The organism is Providencia sp. PROV236, from assembly GCF_033676985.1.
GTDB classification, from domain to species: Bacteria; Pseudomonadota; Gammaproteobacteria; order Enterobacterales; family Enterobacteriaceae; genus Providencia; species Providencia manganoxydans.
In genome coordinates, this window is record NZ_CP096297.1 from 3755232 (window position 1) to 3778927 (window position 23696).

The following is a 23696-nucleotide window of genomic DNA, read 5'->3' on the forward strand; positions in this document are numbered from 1 at the left end:
GTGAGTCAAATAAATGACACTTACTATTATCGCAGCAAGTCAAAGTCAGACATTTGTAAAACTCAAAAGTTCCTACTTATATCGTTTTTTTTATCGGCACAGTCGGCAAAGTTGACCGCTGTGCCGATAATACTATGATTACTCAGGTGTAAAATGGCGTAGATGCTGAACTGTTGCTAGCCACGCGGCCACCCAACCAATCATTGCTGACATAAGAATAACCAATAATGATTCTTCCCATAGCAGTCCTTCGATATGGAATTGTGTGCCAAAGACACTCGCAACTTGGGTCACAACATCGGATAACTTCCAAACCAATAGTGCAGACATAATCAGGGAGATCACTGCACCAAGTGCCCCCATTAGCAAGCCGCCATGTAGGAATGGCCGCATAATAAATCCATCTGTCGCACCGATGAGTTTCATAACATTAATGGTATCTCGACGGGCAAAAATATTTAAACGTACACTATTACCAATAACAAGGAATAGCGACACAATCATTAAAACACCAATCACCGTCGCAATTTGCCCAACCAACTGAGTCAACGCCGCAAGTCGAGAGAACCAGCTGTCATCCATGCGTACTTCTTCAATACCACTAACCTGACCGACTCGGTCACGTAAGGTGGTTAACACCTCTGAGCTTTGAAAATCAATTTTTGGTGTAATGATTGCCACAGCAGGTAATGGGTTTTCTTCTAACATATCAAGTGCGGTACTAAAACCCGACCAACTACGGAACTCGCTCATCGCTTGATCACGTGACAAGTAGTTTACACTTTCAACCCCATCAAGGGCTTGCAGTTGATTAACCACATTTTGTCCACCTTGCTCATCAAGGGATTTATCTAAATAAACAGTAAGCTGAGGCGTCGGGTACCATTGGTTTGCTGCTTGAGCAACGTTTTTCCAAACAATGTAACAAAGACTTGGTAAAGCTAAAGAAATTGCAATTACCATAACCGTCAAAAAGGTCGCTAGAGGCTGTCTTAGCATATCCGCAATCGTATTTAACCATGCATAACGCCATTGCTCACGCCAGCCACCTTTCAACGCTTTGGTTTTTGACTGCATTGGCCTTTCTGGTCTACCTTTGCGTACATTTTTAGCCATGTTGACCTCCGACCATTCTTCCTTCACTCAGGGTCAGTACACGGCAGTTACGTCGCTCAATCAATGCAATATCATGAGTCGCCATGAGCACCGTTACACCAACACGATTGAACTCTTCAAACAAGCGCATGATCCCCTCAGACAATTCGCCATCAAGGTTACCCGTTGGTTCATCCGCTAATAACATAGTTGGTTTATTGACTACCGCACGGGCAATACCAACACGTTGCTGCTCACCGCCAGATAATTGTATTGGCAGGTTTTTTGCTTTATCAAGCAAACCAACTTTGTCCAATGCCGCCGAAACTCGACGACGAATATCTTCTGAACTCGCCCCTGAAATAATCAATGGCATCGCGACGTTGTCATAGACTGTTCTATCAAATAACAGGTGATGATCTTGAAAAATCATCCCAATTTGCCTGCGCAAGAAAGGGATCTCCCGATTTTTCAATCGACTGATATCATGACCATTAAACAGTATATGCCCTGCACTTGGGCGCTCAATACCACAAATGAGTTTGAGTAGCGTACTTTTACCGGCACCTGAGTGCCCAGTTAAAAAAGCCATCTCTCCCGGTTGCAGATGAAAATCTACCCCCTGAAGAGCCTGCCGGCCACCACGATAAGCTTTACTGACATGTTCAAAGCGGATCATCGAAAATTATTCCTCTCGGGCAAATAGAGCCTCGATAAAGTCGTCTGCTTTAAATGGGCGCAAATCTTCAATTCCCTCACCAATACCGATATAACGAATAGGAATACCGAATTGATCAGCAATAGAGAAGATAACCCCACCTTTTGCTGTACCATCGAGCTTAGTCAATGTAATACCTGTCAGACCTACAGCATCATTAAAAAGTTTCGCCTGACTGACAGCATTTTGTCCAGTACTTGCATCTAAGGTTAGCATGATTTCATGCGGCGCTTCTTCGTCCAGTTTCTTCATGACTCGGACGATTTTTTTCAATTCTTCCATCAAGTGTGCTTTGTTTTGCAAGCGACCTGCGGTATCAGCGATAAGAACATCCACACCTTTTGCTTGTGCAGATTGAATGGCATCAAAAATCACAGATGCAGGATCGGCACCCGTATGTTGAGCGACAACAGGGATCTGATTACGCTCACCCCATACTTGTAATTGCTCAACCGCCGCAGCACGGAAAGTGTCTCCAGCCGCTAACATGACGCTTTTCCCTTCTGACTGATACTGGCGAGCTAATTTACCAATGGTGGTTGTTTTACCCACACCATTAACCCCAACCATAAGAATAACATAGGGTTTCTTGTCTTCAATAACCAGCGGTTTGTCCGCACCCGCTAAAATATCAGACATTTCTTCACGCAGGCGACCATATAACGCTTCTGCATTTTTTAAATCTTTACGACTTGCATGTGCAGTTAGGTTATCAATGATCTTGCGCGTAGTTTCAACGCCAACATCGGCGATCAACAGCTGTTCTTCTAATTCATCAAACAGATCATCATCAATTTTTTTCCCCGTGAATAAACCAAGGAAACCTGAACCTAAATTTTGACGCGTTTTTAATAAACCTTTTTTCAAGCGACTAAAGAAACCTTCTTTTTTCGGTTTCTCTTGTTCAACTTGCTTAGGCGCTTCCTCTTCGGCTTGTTCACTGAGAACTTCATCGCGTAATGCGACAATTTCTTGCGCTTCAAGTTCAGCTTGTTCCGCGGTTTGGCGATCACGTTCTGCTTGTTCTTCTGCTGCTGCCAGCTCTGCTTGACGTTGACGCTCAGCTTCTTCTTCCGCTATACGCGCCGCTTCCGCGGCTTGGCGATCACGTTCGGCTTGCTCTGCTGCGGCTTTCGCTGCTTCCTGCTCTGCTTGGCGTTGACGCTCGGCTTCCTCTTCCGCTACACGCGCCGCTTCTGCGGCTTGGCGATCACGTTCGGCTTGCTCTGCTGCGGCTTTCGCTGCTGCCTGCTCTGCTTGACGTTGGCGTTCAGCTTCTTCTTCCGCTACACGCGCCGCTTCCGCGGCTTGGCGATCACGTTCCGCTTGCTCTGCTGCGGCTTTCGCTGCCGACAGCTCTGCTTGACGTTGGCGCTCGGCTTCTTCTTCCGCTACACGCGCCGCTTCCGCGGCTTGGCGATCACGTTCGGCTTGCTCTTGCGCGGCTTTCGCTGCCGCCAGCTCTGCTTGACGTTGACGCTCGACTTCTTCTTCCGCTACACGCGCCGCTTCTGCGGCTTGGCGATCACGTTCGGCTTGCTCTGCTGCGGCTTTCGCTGCTGCCTGCTCTGCTTGACGTTGGCGTTCAGCTTCTTCTTCCGCTACACGCGCCGCTTCTGCGGCTTGGCGATCACGTTCGGCTTGCTCTGCTGCGGCTTTCGCTGCCGCCAGCTCTGCTTGACGTTGGCGTTCAGCTTCTTCTTCCGCTACACGCGCCGCTTCTGCGGCTTGGCGATCACGTTCGGCTTGCTCTGCTGCGGCTTTCGCTGCTGCCAGCTCTGCTTGACGTTGGCGTTCAGCTTCTTCTTCCGCTAAACGCGCCGCTTCCGCGGCTTGGCGATCACGTTCCGCTTGTTCTTGCGCGGCTTTCTCAGCCGCCAGCTCTGCTTGACGTTGGCGTTCAGCTTCTTCTTGAGCTGCTTTTAACTCAGCTTGCTGTGCTTGATGTAAGCGCTCCGCCTCTTCTTCAGCTGCCTTAATTGCCGCTTGCTCTTGCGCTTGCTTCTCTTGATACTGGCGCTCGGCTTCATCTTCAGCTGCTTTGATGGCAGCTTCATTATCTTGTTGTTGCAGCTCATTCGCTTTAGCAGCATCTATTTTTTGTTGTTCTGCTTCTTGCTGTTGGGTCTCTTTTTCGTCTTTACGACCAAAACCCAACCATGAGAAAAAGCCTTTTTTCTTGTCTTTAGCCATCAGCCACTACACTCCTCGCGGTAAAAACATGGCGCTTAATAATTAAATCGCAATAAAATTACATGCAGTCTATCATTTCATCGCGCTGCAACACATATCTGAAAGAAAAATCATGACAATTTAATCTGATTTTTTAAGTAAAAACTGTGAAAATGACGCGCTACAATAGATATACTCTCAATAATTCAGGGTGCGGCTAGGCAACTGATGAACCAATCACTAGACGCATAGAACACTATGTCACTAGTGCGCATGAACGTAGTCACTCTACCTTAACGAAAAGTGCTACAACTTGAGGTATGGCGAGTATAACATCAATTTTTCGACGCTCAGTTACATTGAGCAGCAATGGATATTATGGCAAAAAAACCACAAAGTGCATCAATCGGTCAAATACGTATCATCGGTGGAAAATGGCGCGGAAGAAAACTCCCTGTCCGCGATAGTGAGGGCTTACGTCCCACCACCGATAGAATTAAAGAAACCTTATTTAACTGGCTAATGCCTATTGTACGAGATGCGCGTTGCCTTGATTGCTTTGCGGGTAGTGGCTCACTGGGGTTTGAAGCCCTCTCTCGATTTGCTGATCATGTGACTTTTATTGAATTAGAGAAACAAAACAGCCAGTTACTCACTGAAAATAAAGCACGTTTGCAAGCAGATAACGCCACAATTGTACAAGGAAATAGCCTTGCAGTGCTTGCACAAACAGGCACCCCTTTTGATGTGGTGTTTATTGATCCCCCTTTTCGCAAGGGCTTACTACTCGAAACCATTCAACTATTAGAAAAAAACCAATGGTTAGCCGATGAAAGCTGGATATATGTAGAATCAGAAGCGGAGTCACCACTTACTAACATTCCAACAAATTGGCAGCTGCATCGTGAGAAAATTGCAGGCCAAGTCGCCTATCGTTTATTTATTCGTCATTCAATTGAGGAAACAAGCCATGCTAATTAATGCAGGCCGTGTGCTAATGATTTGTGTTTGGGCATTTATGGTATTCAATTTAATCCATCCATTTCCTAAGCCTCTGAAGTATTTTATGGATATTGCGATGATCTTTATGATTTTCATGCATGCATTGCAGACTATCTTTTTAAAAGCTACCTTAGCCAAAGACGAAAAATTATCAGGTTGGCTGCAAACACGTATTTTCTTTTTTGGCGTATTTGAGATGTTAGCCATGCAAAAGAAACAAAAACAAGCCATTGAAGACGCTAAGAAAAAACAATAAAACCGTTAATCAGGTATGAAGCCAAGAAACCTTGTCCCTTGCATGCGCAAAGTTCCTTGGCTGCCTTGTTCAATCTCTTGATACTGTTTTTCGGTTACGATCACTTTCATCACCTTCATGTTATTCAATGGCTTGAAATAAACTTCGTAGCGGAAAGTTTCCGGTGACACGACATCACGTTCACGAGAGCGCATATTTGGATAAGGATAGTCTTTTTTACTTTCTACCACGACGGAGTAGCTAACGGGTAAAGAACTATCATTAATTTCATTTTGCTTGCGTTGGTCAAAAAAACGTTTAGTCGCTAATACTGCAATAATCGCAAACACAATAATTAATAAAATTGGTTTATTCATAAATTTAACATTGCACTTAATCTGTTCAACAATATAGTTTATCTTAATGTCAAAGAACTAATACCACCACAGTTGCTTCATTTATTCGAATCTATAAGGATGTGTTTATGATTAGTTGGCCATTCCTTGCCGTACTTTTTTCTGGTTGGCTGTATGTTGATGCCGCTTATCGTGGCCCTGAGTGGCAACGCTGGCTATTTCGTCCTATCACACTGATATTACTACTACTTTGGGGGTGGAACGCTGATTTTTTAACCTCTCAAGGTTATCTGATCTTGGCCGGTTTAGCAGTTTCACTACTGGCTGATATGATGCGCATGCTATCAAGTGAGCGCTTACTTGCATCTGTAGCTTTGATGTTCACTAGCTACCTGCTCTATACCATCAGTTTTGGTATGCAACTTGATTTCAGCTTATACCTACCTTGGCTTCCTATCCCTCTAGTCATTGCAGCTATCACCCTAGTTTTAATTTGGACCAAATTAGAAGATATGCAAGCGATGGTGTTTGCTTTGTTAATCATGAGCATGATCATGGCATGGGTCGCTGGTGACCAGTTCTTTGGTTTAGGTCGTGATTACAACTTTTCCATTATGGTTGGCGCTTTCTTGCTATTTATTTCCAACTGTATTTGGCTGATTGCACGCTTCCGCTTCTCGTTTAAAGCATCTAAAGCGATTGTTGCCGCACTCTATTTCCTTGGGCAATTCTTTATTATCCGAGCGATTTATCTATAAAATACACTTCGCCAATTGATAAAATTCTCAAATAGCATTTATTGTCAATTGGCGCCCCTTTATTTATTTGACTCTGGAGTAGACTCCAAAGTGTAGACTTATCAATATTGATCATACTCCAAATAATTCTAGTTGCAGATAGGCGACAAGCGAAGATAGACGGGGAGCATAGATAAACTATGTGACCTAGGCGTAACGCAGTCACTTATACCTTAGCGAAAAGCCCTGCAAATTGAAGTATGACGAGTATACGTTTATTGTTTGATAAGGGGGCTTATATGCACTCACACAACCATAAAGAAGCACATCAGCACACCAGTTCTTGCTGCTCAAGTAACAGCTGTTCGTCTACCGCTGTACAAAATAGTCAAAAAGTAAGTGATGACTCACATACCCATGCTCATAGTACTGTTGAGAAACACCCTGACGATGATGAGGAGACTCATCAGCACACAGGCTGTAGTAGTTCCTCTCATCAAACTCATGATCATACAGAACATCAACATGGCTCTGCCTGTAGCGTATCTCATAATGTGGCAGACGAAATTGAGCCCGTACAAACAGCGGGACAACGTTTCAACTGGATAATCCGTGGGATGGATTGCCCGAGTTGTGCGCAAAAAATCGAAAATGCCGTTAAACAAATACCACAAGTGACTCAAGCTAAGGTTTTGTTTGCAACTGAAAAGTTGGTGGTTGATGCCGATAGTGATATCAGTGCAACCGTCCGCTCAACCGTTGAAGCCGCGGGTTATGAATTACATGATGTTGGTAATAATAGCGCTGCAACAATCGCGCCACCGCAGAGCCTGTTAAGCGAATCCAAACCCGTTATCATTTTAGCTATTCTAATGGCCATTAGCTGGGGTATTGAGCTGATCAACCCGAAAGTTGGTCTGATTGCTTTTACATTAACGACGTTGTTTGGGCTTTACCCTATTGCACGTAAATCATTACGTTTGATTCGAACAGGTACACCTTTTGCCATCGAAACATTGATGACAGTAGCAGCTATCGGTGCCATTTTTATCCAAGCTACCGAAGAAGCGGCAATGGTTATCTTGCTATTTATGTTAGGCGAAATGTTGGAATCCTACTCCGCAGGCCGAGCAAGGCGCGGAGTCAGTGCACTAATGGCTCTTGTTCCTGAAGAAGCCATCTTAGTGAAAGATGGGCAAAAAATGACGGTTCCGGTTTCACAATTACGTCCAGGCGATATTATTGAAATTGCACCGGGCGGGCGTTTACCAACAGACGCTGAATTGGTTTCTGGTTTTGCTAGTTTTGATGAAAGCTCACTAACGGGGGAATCTGTCCCTGTTGAACGTAATGTAGGTGAAAAAGTCGCGGCGGGTTGTTTATCTGTTGATCGCGCTGTACAGATGAAAGTGGTTTCTGAGCAAGGTCAAAATGCTATCGACCGCATTCTACAGCTGATTGAAGAAGCGGAAGAGCGCCGTGCGCCTATTGAGCGCTTTATTGATCGCTTTAGCCGTATTTATACTCCATTAATCATGCTGTTTTCGGCACTCGTTGTTGTTATTCCACCTATTTTCTTTAGTGCGCCATGGGAAACATGGATTTATCGCGGTTTAACGCTGTTACTAATAGGTTGTCCTTGTGCATTAGTTATTTCAACACCAGCAGCAATCACTTCAGCCCTAGCAACGGCAACACGCCGAGGTGCATTAATTAAAGGTGGTGCCGCATTAGAACAACTCGGTTCTGTTACGACAATTGCACTGGATAAAACAGGCACCTTAACTGAAGGTAAACCTCATGTTACCGATTTAGTGCCCGTTGATGGTTTATCTGAAAATGAGTTAGTGAGGATCACTGCATCCGTTGAGGCAGGTTCACATCACCCATTAGCTAAAGCAGTCATTAATAAAGCAGAAGCACTGTCTATCACGGTTGTCGAAGCTGAAAATCGCAAAGCCTTGGCAGGTAAAGGTGTTGAAGGCTACCTTGGTGATAAACATATCTTAGTGAGTGCACCAAGCCGCTTAGATACACCGCTTGAGCCAACTTGGCAGAATCAAGTTGAAGCACTTGAAGCGCAAGGTAAAACGGTTGTTGTGACGTTAGAAAACAACCAAGTTATTGGTTTAACTGCACTACAAGATACCTTACGTAGTGATGCTACTGATGCAATGACTATGCTTAAAGCGCTCAATGTTAATGCCGTTATGTTAACGGGAGATAACCCACGAGCGGCAAGTGCTATCGCAGGACAACTCGGTATGGAATACCGTGCAGGTTTGCTCCCTGAAGACAAAGTCACCGCGGTAATGGAATTAAACCGTAATCACAGCACCATGATGGTTGGTGATGGCATCAATGATGCGCCAGCAATGAAAGCATCCAGTATTGGCGTTGCAATGGGTAGTGGAACTGATGTAGCACTGGAAACGGCAGACGCTGCGCTGACACATAACCGTTTAACCGGTTTGCCAGAAATCATTGCGCTGTCCCAAGCAACTCGTAAGATCATTCGTGAAAACATTACTATTGCACTTGGTTTAAAAGCGGTGTTCTTAGTGACCAGCTTGCTGGGGATCACAGGGTTATGGGTAGCAGTACTCGCCGATTCAGGGGCTACGGCTCTAGTAACGGCGAATGCCGTACGGTTATTGAAAGTGAAATTGCCGCAAGTGAAAAAATAGCCATCATTATTGATCGCATCTAGTTAAAAGCGCCCTTGTGGCGCTTTTTTAATACACATAGCAAACTCATTACTAGTCAACTAAGCAACTATTGTTTTTTACTACTAATCAAATGTAGTTTTCGTTTAAATGATAAGACTAATACTTTGTTTTAATTGATTAATTTTTGCTAAAATTAGGAGTAACTTGCTCCTCTCTCACCGTCATATTGGTTACTATCAATGCTCCAAAATAACTTTGATATATACGCTATGTCACTACAGCCACCTAAAACACCGCATGATGCGACTTTTAAGGGTTTTCTGAACCAAGTCGATAATGCACGAGACTTTTTTGATATTTACCTTCCAGAAAATATCAAATCATTATGTGATTTTAAGACGCTAGCACTCACTAACTCGTCTTTTATCGATAATAAATTGCGTTCACGATTGTCAGATGTTCTCTACTCTGTAAAAACAGATATGGGCGATGGTTATTTTTATTTATTAGTCGAACATCAATCAACGCCAGATAAATTAATGAGTTGGCGATTGATGTACTATGCTTTTTCCGCAATGAACCAACACTTACAGCAAGGACACAAGGTACTACCATTGGTTGTACCCATACTGTTTTATCATGGAAAAATGTCCCCCTACCCTTATCAGAATTTATGGACTCGCTGCTTTGATTGGAAAGAGCTTGCCGAAGAGCTGTATTTTAAACCGTTTCCTTTAGTTGATATCACTGTCATAGATGATAATGAGCTAGCTAATCATCGAAAAATTGCAGTAATGGAACTGGCAATGAAGCATAAAAACCTGCGTGATGAATACCAACGAATGGTTGAACTCTTTGCTCAAACGCTCAATAATAATAGTAATAGTCAAGATGACATTACGATTATTTTGCAGTACTTACTGGTGGTTTTGGAGTCTCCAGAGCACTTTGAACAAATAATTCATTGCTTTAGTCAGCAAATTCCACAACATAAAGAGGTGGTTATGAATTTAGCAGAGCGGCTACGACAAGAAGGTCAGGAAAAAGGTCATAAAATAGGTATTGAAGAAGGTATTGAAAAAGGCCGTAAAATAGGCGTTGAAGAAGGTGTCAAAATAACCCAACGTCAAATGGTAAAATCGCTCTTCACTGCTGGCGCTAATATTGAATTAATTATGGCAGGCACAAAATTGAGCCGTGAAGAGATTTTGTCACTGATTGAAGAGCAAACGCAATAACCAATAGTTAAATCAAGGTGCTAGTTCCGATATAGAACTTGCGTTGTACCTTGATCTATTTTAAATAGATAACATATTCCCAGCCAGTCATACGGTTTCAAATCACAGTTACAGCCCTTCTGCTTTTTTGCGTAACAAATAGCGATAAGGTGCTTGTTCCGCTTCAACCGCCAGCAATTCATGTTCCATAAAACGGCAAAATCCGGGTATATCGCGCGTTGTTGCTGGGTCATCGGCAATAATCAGTAATGTGTCTCCCGCTGCCATTCCACGAACAGTTTTACGAACTAACATCACAGGTTCAGGACAACGTAAGCCAAGTGTATCAAGGGTTTTTGTGGCATTTGCAAATGAATCAGACATAACCATACTTATAAAAAAATAAATGATGTTTTGATTATATAATAAAAAGCCTATCTCAGGTTTAACAGTTTTGCTTTTGTTGCGCAACAAACGTATTATACTCCAAATAATTCAAGGTGCAGCTAGGCGACAAGTGAGCGAGTCGCTAGGAGCATAGATAACTATGTGACTGGCGCGAGTGAGTATAGTCACTTATACCTTAACGAAAGGCGCTGCAACTTGAAGTATACGAGTATATACGCGCTCCCTCGATGTCGAGGCTATGTTTTATGGGTTCCCTCACCCCATGGCTACTTAAAAAGGTACAATATGTTTACGTTCACTGCGCAGCAACGAGCCACTGCGTTAATTTGGCTCTCGTTATTCCACGTCCTAATTATTACCTCTAGTAACTATTTAGTGCAGCTACCGATTAATATTTTCGGTTTCCACACCACATGGGGTGCATTTACCTTTCCCTTTATTTTCTTAGCCACCGATTTGACAGTGCGTATTTATGGCGCGCCACTAGCTCGCCGTATCATTACCGCGGTCATGCTACCTGCGCTGCTGATCTCTTACGTCATATCCGCACTGTTTTTCCAAGGTGCATGGCAAGGTTTTAGTGCTCTCAATGAATTTAATCTCTTTGTTGCACGTATCGCAGCCGCCAGTTTTATGGCTTATGTATTAGGACAAATACTGGATGTCAGCGTATTTAATAAATTACGCCAGAACAAACGTTGGTATGTCGCCCCTGCGTGCGCCATGTTTTTTGGTAACTTGATTGACACGATTGCCTTCTTCTTCATTGCATTTTACCGCAGTAGTGATCCTTTTATGGCCGCTAATTGGGTGGAGATTGCTTTAGTGGATTACACTTTTAAGCTGTTAATCTGTATGTTATTTTTCTTACCAGCCTATGGTGTACTACTCAACTTTATCCTAAAAACCTTCTTTGCTCACACCTCGGAGCAAAAACTGGCTGATCAACATTAATTTGCTGAGTTTGAGAGGGAAAATGTTCCCTCTCATCGACGAATAAAAATTACCGATCCAACTCTCATTTTATAGGTTTGCCCCATCAATAATTCCACAGCCGTGATAGTCTGATTGCACAATCGAAACGAACCGCGCTGTTTACGTTTCAATTCACTCAAAAAAGAACACAAACGAACAGATATATACTCTAAATAATTCGAGTTGCAGCTAGGCGACAAGTGAATGAGTCGCTAGGAGCATAGAAAACTATGTGACTGGCGCGAGTGAGCGTAGTCACTTATACCTTAACGAAAGGCGCTGCAACTTGAAGTATGACGAGTATAACCATCGACCTCTATTTTCTGGAGTTTGTAAGATGAAAAAACTGATTAACCGTGTTGAAGATATCATCAGTGAAGTCAATCAAGGGCTAGTAGCGGCTCACCCCGAACTGCGTTTAAATATCGATCCTACCTACCTAGTTCATAAGGATGCTCCAATAAAGAATAAAGTGGGGTTATTGTCTGGAGGTGGCAGCGGTCATGAACCCATGCACAGCGGATACATCGGACTTGGCATGCTGGATGGAGCATGTCCCGGAGAAATGTTTACCTCGCCGACACCTGACCAAATGATGGAATGTGCGATGGCCATTGACAGTGGCGAAGGTGTCTTGATGATCATCAAAAACTATACAGGGGATGTTCTCAATTTCGAAACTGCCGCCGAGCTACTGCATGATGCAGGTACTCAAGTCGCAACAGTTTTAGTCGATGATGACGTGGCAGTAAAAGACAGTCTATATACCGCAGGGCGTCGTGGTGTTGCCAACACCGTATTAATGGAAAAAATACTTGGTGCGGCTGCGGTTAAAGGATACACACTTGACCAGCTCGTCGAACTGGGCCACAAAACCAATAATAATGGCTACAGTTTAGGAGTGGCGTTACACGCTTGTACTGTGCCAGCGGCAGGAAAACCTTCATTTGAGCTACCTGATAATGAAATGGAATTTGGTGTTGGCATTCACGGAGAACCGGGTATTGAACGGCGCAGTTTTAGCAATTTAAATAATACGGTTGATCAGATGTTCCAAACTTTGATCGACAATGGCCATTATGAACGCGTGATCCGCCAATGGGATCGTCAAAATAGCTGCTGGCAAGAACACAAACAGATCAAACAGCCATTAAAAAAAGGCGATCGTGTCATTGCCCTCGTCAATAACCTAGGCGCAACTCCGCTATCTGAGCTCTATGCGGTATACCATCGTTTACAAACTTGTTGTCATCAATTTGGCCTCACGATTGAGCGTAACCTAGTCGGTTCATACTGCACTGCGCTTGATATGCAAGGCGTTTCAATCACCTTATTAAAAGTTGTAACTCTTCACCCGCGATGCCTTGACAGCAAAGTTATGTGACGAGGTTAACTTGATCCCATATTCGACTTGAGTGATCTTTCTGAGCTGGCAATCTGAAGGTATGAATAAGAAAACACTACCTCCACCACCAGATTTCGATTCTCCTGAAGAGGCGAAAGATATCATCCATTTTCTATGGAATAAGCTGGCCGAACTTGAAGACCGACTAAACCAAAATAGCCGTAACTCTTCTGTGCCGTCATCCCAACAGTCTTTGCATAATAAAGCTAAGAATACTTCGCCGAATCGGAAAAAATCTGGAAAAAAGCCAGGAGCTCAGCCAGGTCATAAAGGCCACCGCCGACTGCTTCACCCTATTGAAGACAGTACCTCGGTTGAGCAATACTTACCAAAGAAAACATGCCATTGCGGTGGTTGTGTTATTCCAAATAGAAAACCTTATAAACGACACCAAATTTTTGATTTGCCAGATATCTCTTACACACTTGTTGAGCATCAGGTCTTCAAAGGTGAGTGCTCATGGTGTGGTGATAAGCATCAAGCAGAGCTTCCGGAGCATGTCTCTGATGTTCAGATGGGCCCAAATCTACATAGTTTTATCGCAATCCAAGCGACGCAGCACCATCAAAGCATCGGCAAAATACAATCTATGCTGAAAGATGTGTTTCAGCTTAACTTCTCTACAGGTGCGATATCAGCCGCACAAGGACGAGTAACGGAGTACTTAGCAGATACTCATACGCAAATCCATGAAACAGTCAAAGCCTCTCAACTGATTATGGCCGATGAAACCTCGCATCAACGTAATAATGAGAAACGCTGGATGTGGGCAGCCCTGAGTAATGACGTTGCCTTTTTCCAAATCAACAGCGGTCGAAACCAACATGCGGCTAAGCGATTGCTTGGAGAAGCTGTTTCACACCTTTTAGTGACCGACCAATACTCAGCCTACAAATACATTGATGAATCAAAACGGCAACTATGTTGGGCGCACATCTTACGAAACGTCATCGCTATCGAGGAGAGTGTTTGTCCTGAAAATCAAAAAATCGGGGAAAAACTCGCGTTGATCGCCCACAGTGTGTTCAGGTGCCATCACCGATATATCGAAGAGAAGCTCACCAAAACCCAATACTATCGCCGGCTCAGGCGGTTAAGAAAAAGCTGGCTTCATTGGCTCAAACTGGGCAGTTATCAATGTTCGAAACGTTATCGAGGTCGGTGCCGAAATCTCATGTCTGATGATGCAATGGTGTGGCGCTTTATGGATGATCCAGACTGCCCGTTAACGAACAATGCCGCAGAGCGTGTCCTGCGTAATTATATATTGATGAGAAAGTGCTGCTACGTGACTCGCTCATATAGAGGCGATCTGTTCCGTGAACGTATGTTCTCACTTATAGAGACTGCCAAGCTTCAGCAGATCTCAGCCTATAAATGGTTACGTGAAATCGTCGAACACCATATGCTCAAAGTGAATTATCAGGTGCCAGCATTCCTAGTGTAAACCACCGTCAATAGCTCGCGGGTGAATAGTTACTAAAAGTTGATGACGAAGCATTGATGCTCTGGGATGAACCCGTTAACACCCCTGCTTTACGTTGGAAATGCTAGGCCAAAAGGAGTAATACAAATGAATTTAACACAACAACAGATCTATCATTGGTTAATCCAATGTTCGCAGACCTTTGCTCAAGAACAAAACAATCTAACCGAGCTAGATACAGCAATTGGCGATGGTGACCATGGCCTTAATATGAACCGAGGCTTTCAAAAAGTCGCCGAAAAACTGCCTTCAGTTGAAGATAAAGACATTGCCACTCTACTCAAAACAACAGGTATGACATTACTTTCGAGTGTTGGCGGAGCGAGCGGCCCATTATTTGGGACTTTTTTTATTAAGGCAGCTCAAAGTGCGGCTGGTAAAGAAGCGCTGAGCGTCGCAGATTTGGCAGAGCTTATTAAAGCAGGTACTGAAGGCGTGGTTTCTCGAGGCAAAGCAGAACCAAATGATAAAACCATGTGTGATGTGTGGTGGCCAGTGAGTACTGCTCTCGAAAATGCCGCCTCCCAACCTTTAAATGAAGCCATTTCAGCAGCAGTAGAAGCCGCAAAGCAAGGTGTTGAATCGACCATTCCAATGCAAGCACGCAAAGGAAGAGCCAGTTACCTCGGGGAACGTAGTATTGGCCATGCTGATCCGGGTGGTACCTCAGTATTGCTCCTGATGAAAACGCTTCAACAGTCACTGTAGTTTTCCATTCTGCTGGCGATATCTATCGCCAGTGCCATCCCGACTCATAACATAAAAAAAGAGAAAGGTTGTTATGCCTTTCTCTAATGGGTTAACCAAACAACGATTATAATGCTTTGGCTAATAAGCTAATCGGATGCTCACATTTTTTACTGGTCGACATCTCAATTTGCCATTTACAGGTTTCACAGTCAGTGATCACCATATCAACGCCGCTTTCTTCAATTTGCCGGAACAATCCTGCGCCAATCCCTTGAGATACTTCATAGTTCTCTTTTTTAAACCCGTAAGTCCCCGCGATACCACAACACTGAGAATCAAGCACAATTAGCTCCACCCCCGGTACGCGTTTGATCAGCTCTAATGTATAAGATGTCCAACCCATTTTTTCCATATGGCATGGTGTATGGTAGGCGACTTTTAATGGTGTATGTTTAAGTTTTAACTCACGGCCTTGCTCTAATAAACGATAAATGTAACGCGTTGCTAGCTCAATATTTTCACGCATTTGCGATGTATCCACATCAAGCACATGAGGGTATTCATCACGGATAGTGAAAGTACAGGTTGATGAGGTCGCAACAACAGGTACATGATTTTCAAGGATCGTTTCCTGTAGCGACTCTAGGTTTACATTCGCTTGCCGTTTCGCCTGTTTCATAAAACCATTCGCGATCAATGCCACACCGCAACATTTTTCACGTTTCAGTAATTGAACACCGATCCCCATGCCATTGAAGACTTTAATAAGATCTTTACCAAGCTGTGGGTGATTGTAATTCACATAACAGCCATGGAAAAAAGCCACTTGCTCTGCAAACCTTTGCTGCTCCGCAGCTTGTTTTGCATACCAACGGCGGAAAGTCCCAAATGAGTACTTAGGCAACTCACGGCGATGATCTATTTTCAATGCCTTATCAAGGATCTGACGAACCGGTTTCAAACTTGTGATCGTATTAACCACGGGAGCAAAAGGCGTTGATAATGATCCCATCAGATCGGTATGACTTAAGATAGCATCTCGTAATTTCGGTTTCTGCTGGCTATAGGTATTACGAGCCCGCGCGATAATATCGCCAATTTTTACGTCTGACGGGCAAGCAACCTCGCACCGTTTACAGTTAGTACAATATTTTAGCGCTTCGTCATACATCATCGGGTCTTTTAAGCGTAAACGCTCCCCATCAGGCCCCGCTTGTTTTGGCCCCGGATACAGAGGATTCACCTTAGCAACAGGGCAATAGGTCGTACACACTGTACATTTAATACAGCTTTCAAAGCTTGCATCCTGAATACTCATTGTGCCACCTCCGCCTGCATGGCTTTTTGTCTTGCAAAGTAACCAATAATTTCTTCAGCGGCGTGCAAACCACTGATCAATGAAACCCCTGCACCACAGCCCTCGGTTAAAGGATCAAAGCCCCCTAAAATAGCGCCAGCAACATATAAATTTTCAAATGTCTGACCCTCTTTTTGCGCACGTAGCTGGTCATCAGTTTGTACTCCGAACGCCATATAAGGCTGTGAAGCAAAAAACTCTTTGTTAGTCCATTGACCACGCTGAGGAATATCACACAAATCAAGGTGCATTAACGGTTCATATACGCGATCAAATTCAGCAACTAATCCATTATTGAAAAAACTCCCAGTCGCCAATACAAATTGAGAGGCTTTCAATGAGATATCACCGTGATTGCGTGTCATCACAGACTCAATGCGTGATCCCACACAATTCACGGAAGTTACTTTATCGCCTGGCATGATAATGCCACCTTGACGGCGAAATTGACGTAATAATGCTTCGTGTAATCGAATTCCTAATAATGATGGGGGGAGTGTTGGCAATAAATAAATAGGCTTACCGAGTTGCTTTTGTAGCTCAAGCAACGGTTCTTCACTATCTAGGCCAATACAAGCTGGCATGAAAATAGACTCTGATTCAGCAACTAATGGGGCCATTTCAGCGACAATTTGCGCCATATTTTCAGGGCGATCTAGCCAACGAGCGACATTGATTGCCCTAAATTCGCTGGCATTTTCTCTTAATCTGTCCAACAGCGGTAAGTGAACATAATAGGCACTCGCGGCAAGGCCTTCGCGTTGTAACTCATCCGATACCATTTGTGGTTGGAAGTCTAAAAAACCCTCGATACCTACAACAGCAATTTTCCCCATCTTCATTTTTTTATGCAGATCAACTGTTGGCACTGATTTAGGGCTTAGCCATGTTAGTCGTTTATGGCCTAAAGGCGTGATACGGTAATGGTTCTCATCACTAGAGCCTTTGAGCTTTATACCACTTTGTTGCAATAAAGCTTCGGCTTGGTGAGTTAGCTTAATTACGGCTAACTTCCCAAGACGACTATAAGGATGATGTGGTGACTGTTCACTCAGCGCTTCTAAAGCTTCAAGAGGTCTTTCAACTAATTGACCATTAGGCAAATGGGTTAATAAATCCAAGGAGCCTGAAGAAAAATGCAACGCATTTTGTCCCGCACTCACAATGGCACAAGATAAACCTGACTGTGTTAAACGAATACCACAGATAAGGCCAGCTAGCCCTCCTCCCATGACGACTGCATCATATTTCATTGCCAGCCTCCTTGTCAGATCCTTTACTTAATGTGGTTTCATTCATGCCACATAGCCCATGATAAACCCAGCTGGTAAATTCGCTTTCACGTAACGCATCTCCCCATGCAATTGGGCGCACACCTTTCCAACGCTCATTGAGAAAATGACTTAATTGCTGTTCAGTTTCATGAGGTGTTGTAACATTAAAACGATTTAATAGCCCTGCTGCGCGACATGCACATAGCTCTCCCTGACAAGTTCCCATTCCGACTCGAGTACGACGACGTAAATCTAGTAAGTTATTCACTGTCAAAGAGTTAACCGCATAGCGGACTTCCCCTGCGGTGACCGCTTCACATTCACACACCAAGCTTTTATCTAATCGGTCAGTGCTCAGTATCGCCGAAGCACGATCACCATGACGATAAACTGCTGAGCCGCGAATTGGCGCAGGAATGGCCACGACATTACGTAATGCTTCTTCAGCGCTATGCTGCGAGCCCGGCAACGCGGCTTCCGCGGTGGTACATTTCGCTGAATGACCTAGTTTTTCACACACTTTATCAGTTGCCCACTCAGCCATGAGGCGATAGGTCATCAACTTACCACCAGTGATAGTAATAAAGTTTTCCAAGCCATCGCGTTTCGCATGGTCGAGTAACACAATACCACGGCTGACATTACGACCTGATGGATCATCGTCACTCGCCACTAAAGGACGAACGCCGGCGTAAGCACGCAAAATACGCGTTTTCGCTAATGCAGGTGACAACATCGAACCTTCACGAATCAAAATATCGACTTCTTCAGGTGTCACATACATATTATCGATTTGGTCATATTCGATATGCGTTGATGTAGTTCCAATCAATGAAATAGTGTCACCCGGAACTAAAATATCGGCGTCCGCAGGTTTACGACAACGGTTAATGACCATATTGTTTAGACGATGGCCCAAAATCAATAAAGCCCCTTTGGCTGGGAACATTTTGATTTTTAAATCTGCATATTCGGCGATTTTCTGACCCCAAATCCCCCCTGCGTTAACCACGATTTCCGCGTAAATATCATACTGTTGTTTAGCTTGGTGATCATAAACAGTCACACCACGGACTTTGTCGCCATCACGAATTAAGCCTATTACTTCATGATAAGTCAGTACTTTGGCACCATGCTCACGAGCATCCAACATATTGGCTGCGGTTAAACGGAAAGGATCTACCGTACCATCAGGCACTCTAACCGCACCTATCAGTTGTGGATTGACTGACGGTTCAAGGCGAATAGCTTCTGCGGGATCGATGGCATTCGCATCAATACCCGCCGCTTGGCAGGCACGAATAAATTGTTGTTGATATTCAAGCGAGTCTTCTGGAAGTGTAATAAACAAACCATCTGTCCGCTCAATACAATGATGTGCAATACGTTTTAGTATTTTATTTTCTTCAATACACTCTCTTGCTGACTCGCCGTCAGTGACAGCATAGCGCGCACCACTATGTAACAAGCCATGGTTACGCCCTGTTGCACCAGTAGCAATATCATGGCGTTCAAGCAAAACTGTTTTTAAACCTCGGCGGGCGCAGTCACGAGCAACACCTGCACCTGTTGCGCCACCACCGATAATGATGACATCCGTTTCAGCTACAGATGAACCATTCATGTCGTCTTCCTCACATTCATCAACACTACTTTTAGTATGGTCTATTTTTATAATCTATAACTAAATATAGACAAGAAACGTGCTCAGTGTTTGATAAGGAACAAAAACGAAAGCAATTACGTCTAAATAAGTAATAAAAAGACAAAAATCGTGATAAACATCACAAAAAATTCACTTCAAATGGTTTCTTTTCATTCATAAATAACATTAACTATGCGACCAATAAATAAAACAAATATTTGTGCAGTAGATTACAGATAAAATGTTTTTTTATGACTATCATAAATGCACTTATGAAAGATATTGCTCGATATAACACTCAAACACTTTCGTTTTAGTTGTTTTACCCATAAAAACACTCATCATTTTCTATTTCAATAGATAAAAGAAAAGAGTGAAATAACTATTAGCATGCCATCGGAGGCTATATGTTAAGTATTTTTAAACCAGCACCTCATGCCCAGAGGCTGCCCGCTGAGAAGATAGATCCCGTCTATCGTCGACTGCGTTGGCAGATCTTTATGGGTATTTTCTTTGGTTACGCAGCCTATTATTTAGTAAGAAAAAACTTCGCTTTAGCGATGCCATATCTTGTTGAACAAGGCTTCTCCAAAGGGGATCTGGGTTTTGCATTGTCAGGGATCTCTATCGCATATGGTTTCTCTAAATTCATTATGGGGTCAGTATCAGACCGATCTAACCCACGTGTCTTCTTACCCGCCGGTCTGATCCTCGCCGCAGCAGTGATGCTCATTATGGGCTTCGTGCCATGGGCAACTTCAAGCATCATGGTGATGTTTGTACTGCTATTTCTATGTGGTTGGTTCCAAGGCATGGGCTGGCCTCCTTGTGGCCGTACTATGGTTCACTGGTGGTCGCAAAAAGAACGTGGGGGAATTGTTTCTATTTGGAACTGTGCTCACAACGTTGGTGGTGGTATTCCTCCTCTACTATTCATGCTAGGTATGGCGTGGTTTAACGATTGGAAAGCTGCGCTATATATGCCTGCATTTGCTGCCATCCTTGTTGCGATGATCGCCTTTGCTTTAATGCGTGATACACCACAGTCTTGTGGTCTACCTCCAATTGAAGAATATAAAAATGATTATCCACCAGACTACAAAGAATCCGATGAGCAAGAGCTAACAGCAAAAGAAATCTTTATGAAGTATGTTTTCCCTAACAAACTTCTATGGATGATCGCAATTGCAAACGTCTTCGTTTATTTACTCCGTTATGGTGTTCTTGACTGGTCACCAACTTATCTACGTGAAGTAAAACACTTTGCGATGGATAAATCCTCTTGGGCTTATTTCCTGTATGAGTATGCAGGTATCCCGGGAACATTACTGTGTGGTTGGATGTCAGATAAAGTCTTCCGTGGTAACCGTGGTGCAACGGGTGTGTTCTTTATGATTTTGGTGACTATTGCCACCATCGTCTTCTGGATGAACCCAGCAGGTAACCCGAATATCGATATGGCTTGTATGCTAATCATTGGTTTCTTGATCTATGGTCCAGTCATGCTGATCGGTTTGCACGCACTGGAGCTAGCACCGAAGAAAGCAGCGGGTACTGCGGCAGGTTTCACCGGTCTATTTGGTTACCTAGGTGGTTCTGTGGCAGCGAGTGCAATCGTGGGTTATACCGTTGACTACTTCGGTTGGGACGGTGGTTTTGCCGTCATGATCGGTGGCTCTGCATTAGCCGTTGTTCTCTTATTCATCGTTATGATTAGCGAAACCAAACATAAACGTGAATTAGCGAAAATGAACTAAAAGGTTCACATTAATGCTTTAACCTGAATAGGTCATATTCTTACTAAGAAGTATGACCTATTTTTTTACCTATACTCTAAATAATTCAAGATGCAGGTAGGCGACAAGCGAAGATAGACGGGGAGCATAGATAAACTATATGACTCGGCTAGCTGAACGTAGTCAACACCCCTGCAACTTGAAGTATGACGAGTATAAAAAGTGACAAGGAGATATCATCATGCACTTCCGATTCAAAACATTGGTTGCCAGTATGGTTTTAGTGGTGTCAGCGACCGCTGTTGCGCAAGCGGCAGAAAAAGTTGTTATCGCTCACCGCGGCGCTAGTGGCTACTTACCAGAGCATACACTGCCAGCGAAAGCGATGGCTTACGCACAAGGTGCAGATTTTCTTGAACAAGATTTAGTGATGACGAAAGACAATGAACTGGTTGTTCTTCATGATCATTTCCTTGATCGCGTCACTGATGTCGCCGAACGCTTTCCAGATCGAGCCCGCAAAGATGGACGTTATTACGCGATTGACTTCACCCTTGATGAAATCAAATCACTAAAATTCACGGAAGGATTTGACCTTGTCGATGGTAAAAAAATACAAAGCTACCCAAATCGTTTCCCTATGGGGAAATCTGATTTCCGAGTACATACTTTCCAAGAAGAGATCGAATTTATTCAAGGCTTGAATAAATCGACGGGGAAAAACATCGGTATTTACCCTGAAATCAAAGCGCCTTGGTTCCACCAACAAGAAGGCAAAGACATCACTAAAAAAACCCTCGAAGTCCTTAAGCAATATGGTTATACCAATAAAGATTCAAATGTTTACCTACAATGTTTTGATGCTAATGAACTTAAACGCATTAAAAATACATTGATGCCAGAAATGGGCATGAATTTAAAATTGGTTCAATTGATAGCCTACACAGATTGGAATGAAACTCAGGAACAAAAACCTGATGGAACGTGGGTAAACTACAGTTATGACTGGATGTTCAAGCCAGGCTCGATGAAAGAAGTGGCTAAATATGCCGATGGTATTGGTCCTGATTACCATATGTTAGTCAGCGAAGAGTCAACACCTGATAATATTAAGCTAACAGGCATGGTTAAAGACGCCCATGCCAACAATATGGCGGTGCATCCTTATACCATTCGTGTTGATAAATTGCCGAAATACGCGAAAGATGGTCAGCAGCTCTTTGATATTATCTACAACCAAGCCGATGTTGATGGTGTCTTTACTGATTTCCCTGATTTAGGGGTACAATTTCTGCAAAAACAGCAACAACATCCATAATCACTCGATTGATTGCAGCCAATAGGCTGCAATCAAGTAGTGAGTTATGCAATCGTCACAGGAAATGCAATCACATCACTGATTTTTTCTGCATTCAGCGCCAACATGATCAGGCGGTCGACGCCTAATGCGACACCTGAGCATTCAGGTAAACCATGAGTTAATGCGGATAATAAATGTTCATCAATCGGATGAATAGGTAGCCCCATCGCAGCACGACGACGATTATCTTGTTCAAAACGCTGACGTTGCTCACTAGCGTCGGTTAATTCACGGAAACCATTTGCTAGTTCCATGCCTTTAAAATAAACCTCAAAACGCTCAGCAACACGATGATCTTCAGTACTAATTTCAGCCAAAGAGGCTTGCGTTGCTGGGAAATGATAAACCACAGCCGGTTTTTCTTTACCGATATGAGGTTCTACCCCCATCGTAAACAACAATTGCAACAAGGTATCTTTATCTTCTTCTTGGTCTGCGACATTACTTAGATCGAGGCGTGCAGCAACCTCCCTTAGCTCACTTTTTTCTGCGGAAAGCGGATCAATATCTAAATGACGTAAAAATGCTTGCTGATAAGAGAGAAGTTCCGCACTTTCGCAATCCAAGACTTGCTGAAGTAGATCATCGACTTCATTGATTAAACGATACATATCGTAATGAGGCCGATACCATTCAAGCATGGTAAATTCAGGATTGTGATGCCTTCCAGCTTCCTCATTACGGAAACTACGACAGAGTTGGTAGATTGGCCCACTGCCAGCAGCAAGCAAACGCTTCATATGGTATTCAGGGCTGGTCATCAGATAGAGATCAATCCCTTGTGCCGCTCCCGGTCCGACAAAACGGGTCTTAAAAGGAACAAGATGAATATCTGTGATGGTGGCCTGACTCATTGCAGGAGTTTCCACCTCTAGCACACAGCGCTCAGTAAAAAAACGTCTTATTTCAGCGACGATTTTTGCTCGCTGTAACAGGTTAGCGATGGGGGCACTGGGCTGCCAGTCTGCTACTTCACTCATTAACATAACTCCAAAATAAACATAGTCGAGCAGTTTACTCACCTCTTGCCTTACAAACAATGCATTCACTTCAACCAAATGCAATGATGCTGTAATAAACGCTGTAGGCACACAAAAATGTAACAAGGCAAGCGAATTGATGCGCGATTATCCTCTGCTTCAACCGATTAAGCAAAAAA

At 43.6% G+C, this 23696-nt stretch carries 20 protein-coding genes; 11 read left to right on the top strand and 9 right to left on the bottom strand.

What is annotated here, in order from left to right; translation table 11 throughout:
• Nucleotides 1-138: 138 nt before the first annotated feature.
• The 3 genes from ftsX to ftsY are packed head-to-tail and all read right to left on the bottom strand — an operon-like array spanning nucleotide 139 to nucleotide 4006.
• Nucleotides 139-1116 carry a permease-like cell division protein FtsX gene (gene ftsX, locus M1E96_RS17320; protein ID WP_319067458.1) on the bottom strand — a complete coding sequence of 326 codons (978 nt, stop codon included), beginning with the start codon at nucleotides 1114-1116 and terminating at the stop codon, nucleotides 139-141.
• Nucleotides 1109-1774 (bottom strand): cell division ATP-binding protein FtsE, encoded by a 666-nt coding sequence (gene ftsE / locus M1E96_RS17325; protein ID WP_070928995.1) that lies wholly within the window; start codon nucleotides 1772-1774, stop codon nucleotides 1109-1111. Before ftsE ends, ftsX begins: the two co-directional genes overlap by 8 nt.
• 6 nt (nucleotides 1775-1780) lie before the next feature.
• Nucleotides 1781-4006 (bottom strand): signal recognition particle-docking protein FtsY, encoded by a 2226-nt coding sequence (ftsY, locus tag M1E96_RS17330; protein WP_369427228.1) that lies wholly within the window; start codon nucleotides 4004-4006, stop codon nucleotides 1781-1783.
• A 357-nt stretch (nucleotides 4007-4363) separates the two neighbouring features.
• Here ftsY and rsmD point away from each other — a divergent pair, with 357 nt between their 5' ends.
• Both rsmD and M1E96_RS17340 read left to right on the top strand, forming a co-directional pair.
• Nucleotides 4364-4966: a 16S rRNA (guanine(966)-N(2))-methyltransferase gene (rsmD, locus tag M1E96_RS17335; protein ID WP_175442546.1), complete on the top strand. Its 603-nt coding sequence runs from the start codon at nucleotides 4364-4366 to the stop codon at nucleotides 4964-4966.
• Nucleotides 4956-5243 carry a DUF1145 family protein gene (locus M1E96_RS17340; protein ID WP_272581257.1) on the top strand — a complete coding sequence of 96 codons (288 nt, stop codon included), beginning with the start codon at nucleotides 4956-4958 and terminating at the stop codon, nucleotides 5241-5243. Before rsmD ends, M1E96_RS17340 begins: the two co-directional genes overlap by 11 nt.
• Nucleotides 5244-5248: 5 nt before the next feature.
• Here M1E96_RS17340 and M1E96_RS17345 read toward each other — a convergent pair whose 3' ends face one another.
• Nucleotides 5249-5599, bottom strand: coding sequence for a DUF2500 domain-containing protein (locus tag M1E96_RS17345; protein ID WP_272581258.1), 351 nt, complete (start codon nucleotides 5597-5599; stop codon nucleotides 5249-5251).
• A gap of 110 nt (nucleotides 5600-5709) precedes the next feature.
• Between M1E96_RS17345 and M1E96_RS17350 the strand changes: the two genes are divergently transcribed.
• From M1E96_RS17350 to M1E96_RS17360, 3 genes are all read left to right on the top strand, one after another.
• Nucleotides 5710-6336, top strand: coding sequence for a lysoplasmalogenase (locus tag M1E96_RS17350; RefSeq protein ID WP_175442547.1), 627 nt, complete (start codon nucleotides 5710-5712; stop codon nucleotides 6334-6336).
• 278 nt (nucleotides 6337-6614) lie between these two features.
• On the top strand, nucleotides 6615-9002 hold the full coding sequence (locus tag M1E96_RS17355) for a zinc/cadmium/mercury/lead-transporting ATPase (RefSeq protein ID WP_272581259.1): 2388 nt from the start codon (nucleotides 6615-6617) through the stop codon (nucleotides 9000-9002).
• 221 nt (nucleotides 9003-9223) lie between these two features.
• On the top strand, nucleotides 9224-10222 hold the full coding sequence (locus tag M1E96_RS17360; RefSeq protein WP_369427229.1) for an Rpn family recombination-promoting nuclease/putative transposase: 999 nt from the start codon (nucleotides 9224-9226) through the stop codon (nucleotides 10220-10222).
• Nucleotides 10223-10330: 108 nt separating this feature from the next.
• Here the strand turns inward: M1E96_RS17360 and tusA are convergent, their stop codons facing one another.
• Nucleotides 10331-10585 (bottom strand): sulfurtransferase TusA, encoded by a 255-nt coding sequence (gene tusA, locus M1E96_RS17365; protein WP_070929026.1) that lies wholly within the window; start codon nucleotides 10583-10585, stop codon nucleotides 10331-10333.
• Between the two features lie 309 nt (nucleotides 10586-10894).
• Here tusA and M1E96_RS17370 point away from each other — a divergent pair, with 309 nt between their 5' ends.
• The 4 genes from M1E96_RS17370 (at nucleotide 10895) to dhaL (ending at nucleotide 15183) form a co-directional block, all read left to right on the top strand.
• On the top strand, nucleotides 10895-11563 hold the full coding sequence (locus M1E96_RS17370; protein WP_272581261.1) for a 7-cyano-7-deazaguanine/7-aminomethyl-7-deazaguanine transporter: 669 nt from the start codon (nucleotides 10895-10897) through the stop codon (nucleotides 11561-11563).
• A 358-nt stretch (nucleotides 11564-11921) separates the two neighbouring features.
• A complete protein-coding gene (dhaK, locus tag M1E96_RS17375; protein WP_369427230.1) occupies nucleotides 11922-12968 on the top strand; it encodes a dihydroxyacetone kinase subunit DhaK in 1047 nt (348 codons plus the stop codon).
• Between the two features lie 61 nt (nucleotides 12969-13029).
• Nucleotides 13030-14436: an IS66 family transposase gene (locus M1E96_RS17380; protein ID WP_369113421.1), complete on the top strand. Its 1407-nt coding sequence runs from the start codon at nucleotides 13030-13032 to the stop codon at nucleotides 14434-14436.
• Between the two features lie 126 nt (nucleotides 14437-14562).
• Nucleotides 14563-15183: a dihydroxyacetone kinase subunit DhaL gene (dhaL, locus tag M1E96_RS17385; protein WP_070929002.1), complete on the top strand. Its 621-nt coding sequence runs from the start codon at nucleotides 14563-14565 to the stop codon at nucleotides 15181-15183.
• 106 nt (nucleotides 15184-15289) lie between these two features.
• Here dhaL and glpC read toward each other — a convergent pair whose 3' ends face one another.
• Genes glpC through glpA form a run of 3 tightly spaced genes read right to left on the bottom strand, consistent with a single transcriptional unit; the run spans nucleotide 15290 to nucleotide 19420 of the window.
• On the bottom strand, nucleotides 15290-16483 hold the full coding sequence (gene glpC, locus M1E96_RS17390; RefSeq protein ID WP_272581264.1) for an anaerobic glycerol-3-phosphate dehydrogenase subunit GlpC: 1194 nt from the start codon (nucleotides 16481-16483) through the stop codon (nucleotides 15290-15292).
• Nucleotides 16480-17775, bottom strand: a complete 1296-nt coding sequence (gene glpB / locus M1E96_RS17395) for a glycerol-3-phosphate dehydrogenase subunit GlpB (protein ID WP_272581265.1) — start codon at nucleotides 17773-17775, stop codon at nucleotides 16480-16482. The genes glpC and glpB overlap by 4 nt, the downstream gene beginning before the upstream one ends.
• Nucleotides 17765-19420 carry an anaerobic glycerol-3-phosphate dehydrogenase subunit A gene (gene glpA, locus M1E96_RS17400; RefSeq protein WP_272581266.1) on the bottom strand — a complete coding sequence of 552 codons (1656 nt, stop codon included), beginning with the start codon at nucleotides 19418-19420 and terminating at the stop codon, nucleotides 17765-17767. The genes glpB and glpA overlap by 11 nt, the downstream gene beginning before the upstream one ends.
• A 428-nt stretch (nucleotides 19421-19848) precedes the next feature.
• Here glpA and glpT point away from each other — a divergent pair, with 428 nt between their 5' ends.
• A complete protein-coding gene (glpT, locus tag M1E96_RS17405) occupies nucleotides 19849-21198 on the top strand; it encodes a glycerol-3-phosphate transporter (protein WP_070929005.1) in 1350 nt (449 codons plus the stop codon).
• Nucleotides 21199-21418: 220 nt separating this feature from the next.
• Nucleotides 21419-22495 carry a glycerophosphodiester phosphodiesterase gene (glpQ, locus tag M1E96_RS17410; RefSeq protein ID WP_319067089.1) on the top strand — a complete coding sequence of 359 codons (1077 nt, stop codon included), beginning with the start codon at nucleotides 21419-21421 and terminating at the stop codon, nucleotides 22493-22495.
• Between the two features lie 44 nt (nucleotides 22496-22539).
• On the opposite strand, the gene epmA is transcribed toward glpQ, so the two are convergent.
• Nucleotides 22540-23517, bottom strand: a complete 978-nt coding sequence (gene epmA / locus M1E96_RS17415) for an elongation factor P--(R)-beta-lysine ligase (protein WP_140183038.1) — start codon at nucleotides 23515-23517, stop codon at nucleotides 22540-22542.
• Nucleotides 23518-23696: the final 179 nt, after the last annotated feature.

Coding starts and splice junctions, on each gene's coding strand:
- ftsX (WP_319067458.1), bottom strand. CDS start 1,116: ATGGCTAAAAATGTACGCAAAGGTAGACCAGAAAGGCCAATGCAGTCA.
- ftsE (WP_070928995.1), bottom strand. CDS start 1,774: ATGATCCGCTTTGAACATGTCAGTAAAGCTTATCGTGGTGGCCGGCAG.
- ftsY (WP_369427228.1), bottom strand. CDS start 4,006: ATGGCTAAAGACAAGAAAAAAGGCTTTTTCTCATGGTTGGGTTTTGGT.
- rsmD (WP_175442546.1), top strand. CDS start 4,364: ATGGCAAAAAAACCACAAAGTGCATCAATCGGTCAAATACGTATCATC.
- M1E96_RS17340 (WP_272581257.1), top strand. CDS start 4,956: ATGCTAATTAATGCAGGCCGTGTGCTAATGATTTGTGTTTGGGCATTT.
- M1E96_RS17345 (WP_272581258.1), bottom strand. CDS start 5,599: ATGAATAAACCAATTTTATTAATTATTGTGTTTGCGATTATTGCAGTA.
- M1E96_RS17355 (WP_272581259.1), top strand. CDS start 6,615: ATGCACTCACACAACCATAAAGAAGCACATCAGCACACCAGTTCTTGC.
- M1E96_RS17360 (WP_369427229.1), top strand. CDS start 9,224: ATGCTCCAAAATAACTTTGATATATACGCTATGTCACTACAGCCACCT.
- tusA (WP_070929026.1), bottom strand. CDS start 10,585: ATGTCTGATTCATTTGCAAATGCCACAAAAACCCTTGATACACTTGGC.
- M1E96_RS17370 (WP_272581261.1), top strand. CDS start 10,895: ATGTTTACGTTCACTGCGCAGCAACGAGCCACTGCGTTAATTTGGCTC.
- dhaK (WP_369427230.1), top strand. CDS start 11,922: ATGAAAAAACTGATTAACCGTGTTGAAGATATCATCAGTGAAGTCAAT.
- M1E96_RS17380 (WP_369113421.1), top strand. CDS start 13,030: ATGAATAAGAAAACACTACCTCCACCACCAGATTTCGATTCTCCTGAA.
- dhaL (WP_070929002.1), top strand. CDS start 14,563: ATGAATTTAACACAACAACAGATCTATCATTGGTTAATCCAATGTTCG.
- glpC (WP_272581264.1), bottom strand. CDS start 16,483: ATGAGTATTCAGGATGCAAGCTTTGAAAGCTGTATTAAATGTACAGTG.
- glpB (WP_272581265.1), bottom strand. CDS start 17,775: ATGAAATATGATGCAGTCGTCATGGGAGGAGGGCTAGCTGGCCTTATC.
- glpA (WP_272581266.1), bottom strand. CDS start 19,420: ATGAATGGTTCATCTGTAGCTGAAACGGATGTCATCATTATCGGTGGT.
- glpT (WP_070929005.1), top strand. CDS start 19,849: ATGTTAAGTATTTTTAAACCAGCACCTCATGCCCAGAGGCTGCCCGCT.
- glpQ (WP_319067089.1), top strand. CDS start 21,419: ATGCACTTCCGATTCAAAACATTGGTTGCCAGTATGGTTTTAGTGGTG.
- epmA (WP_140183038.1), bottom strand. CDS start 23,517: ATGAGTGAAGTAGCAGACTGGCAGCCCAGTGCCCCCATCGCTAACCTG.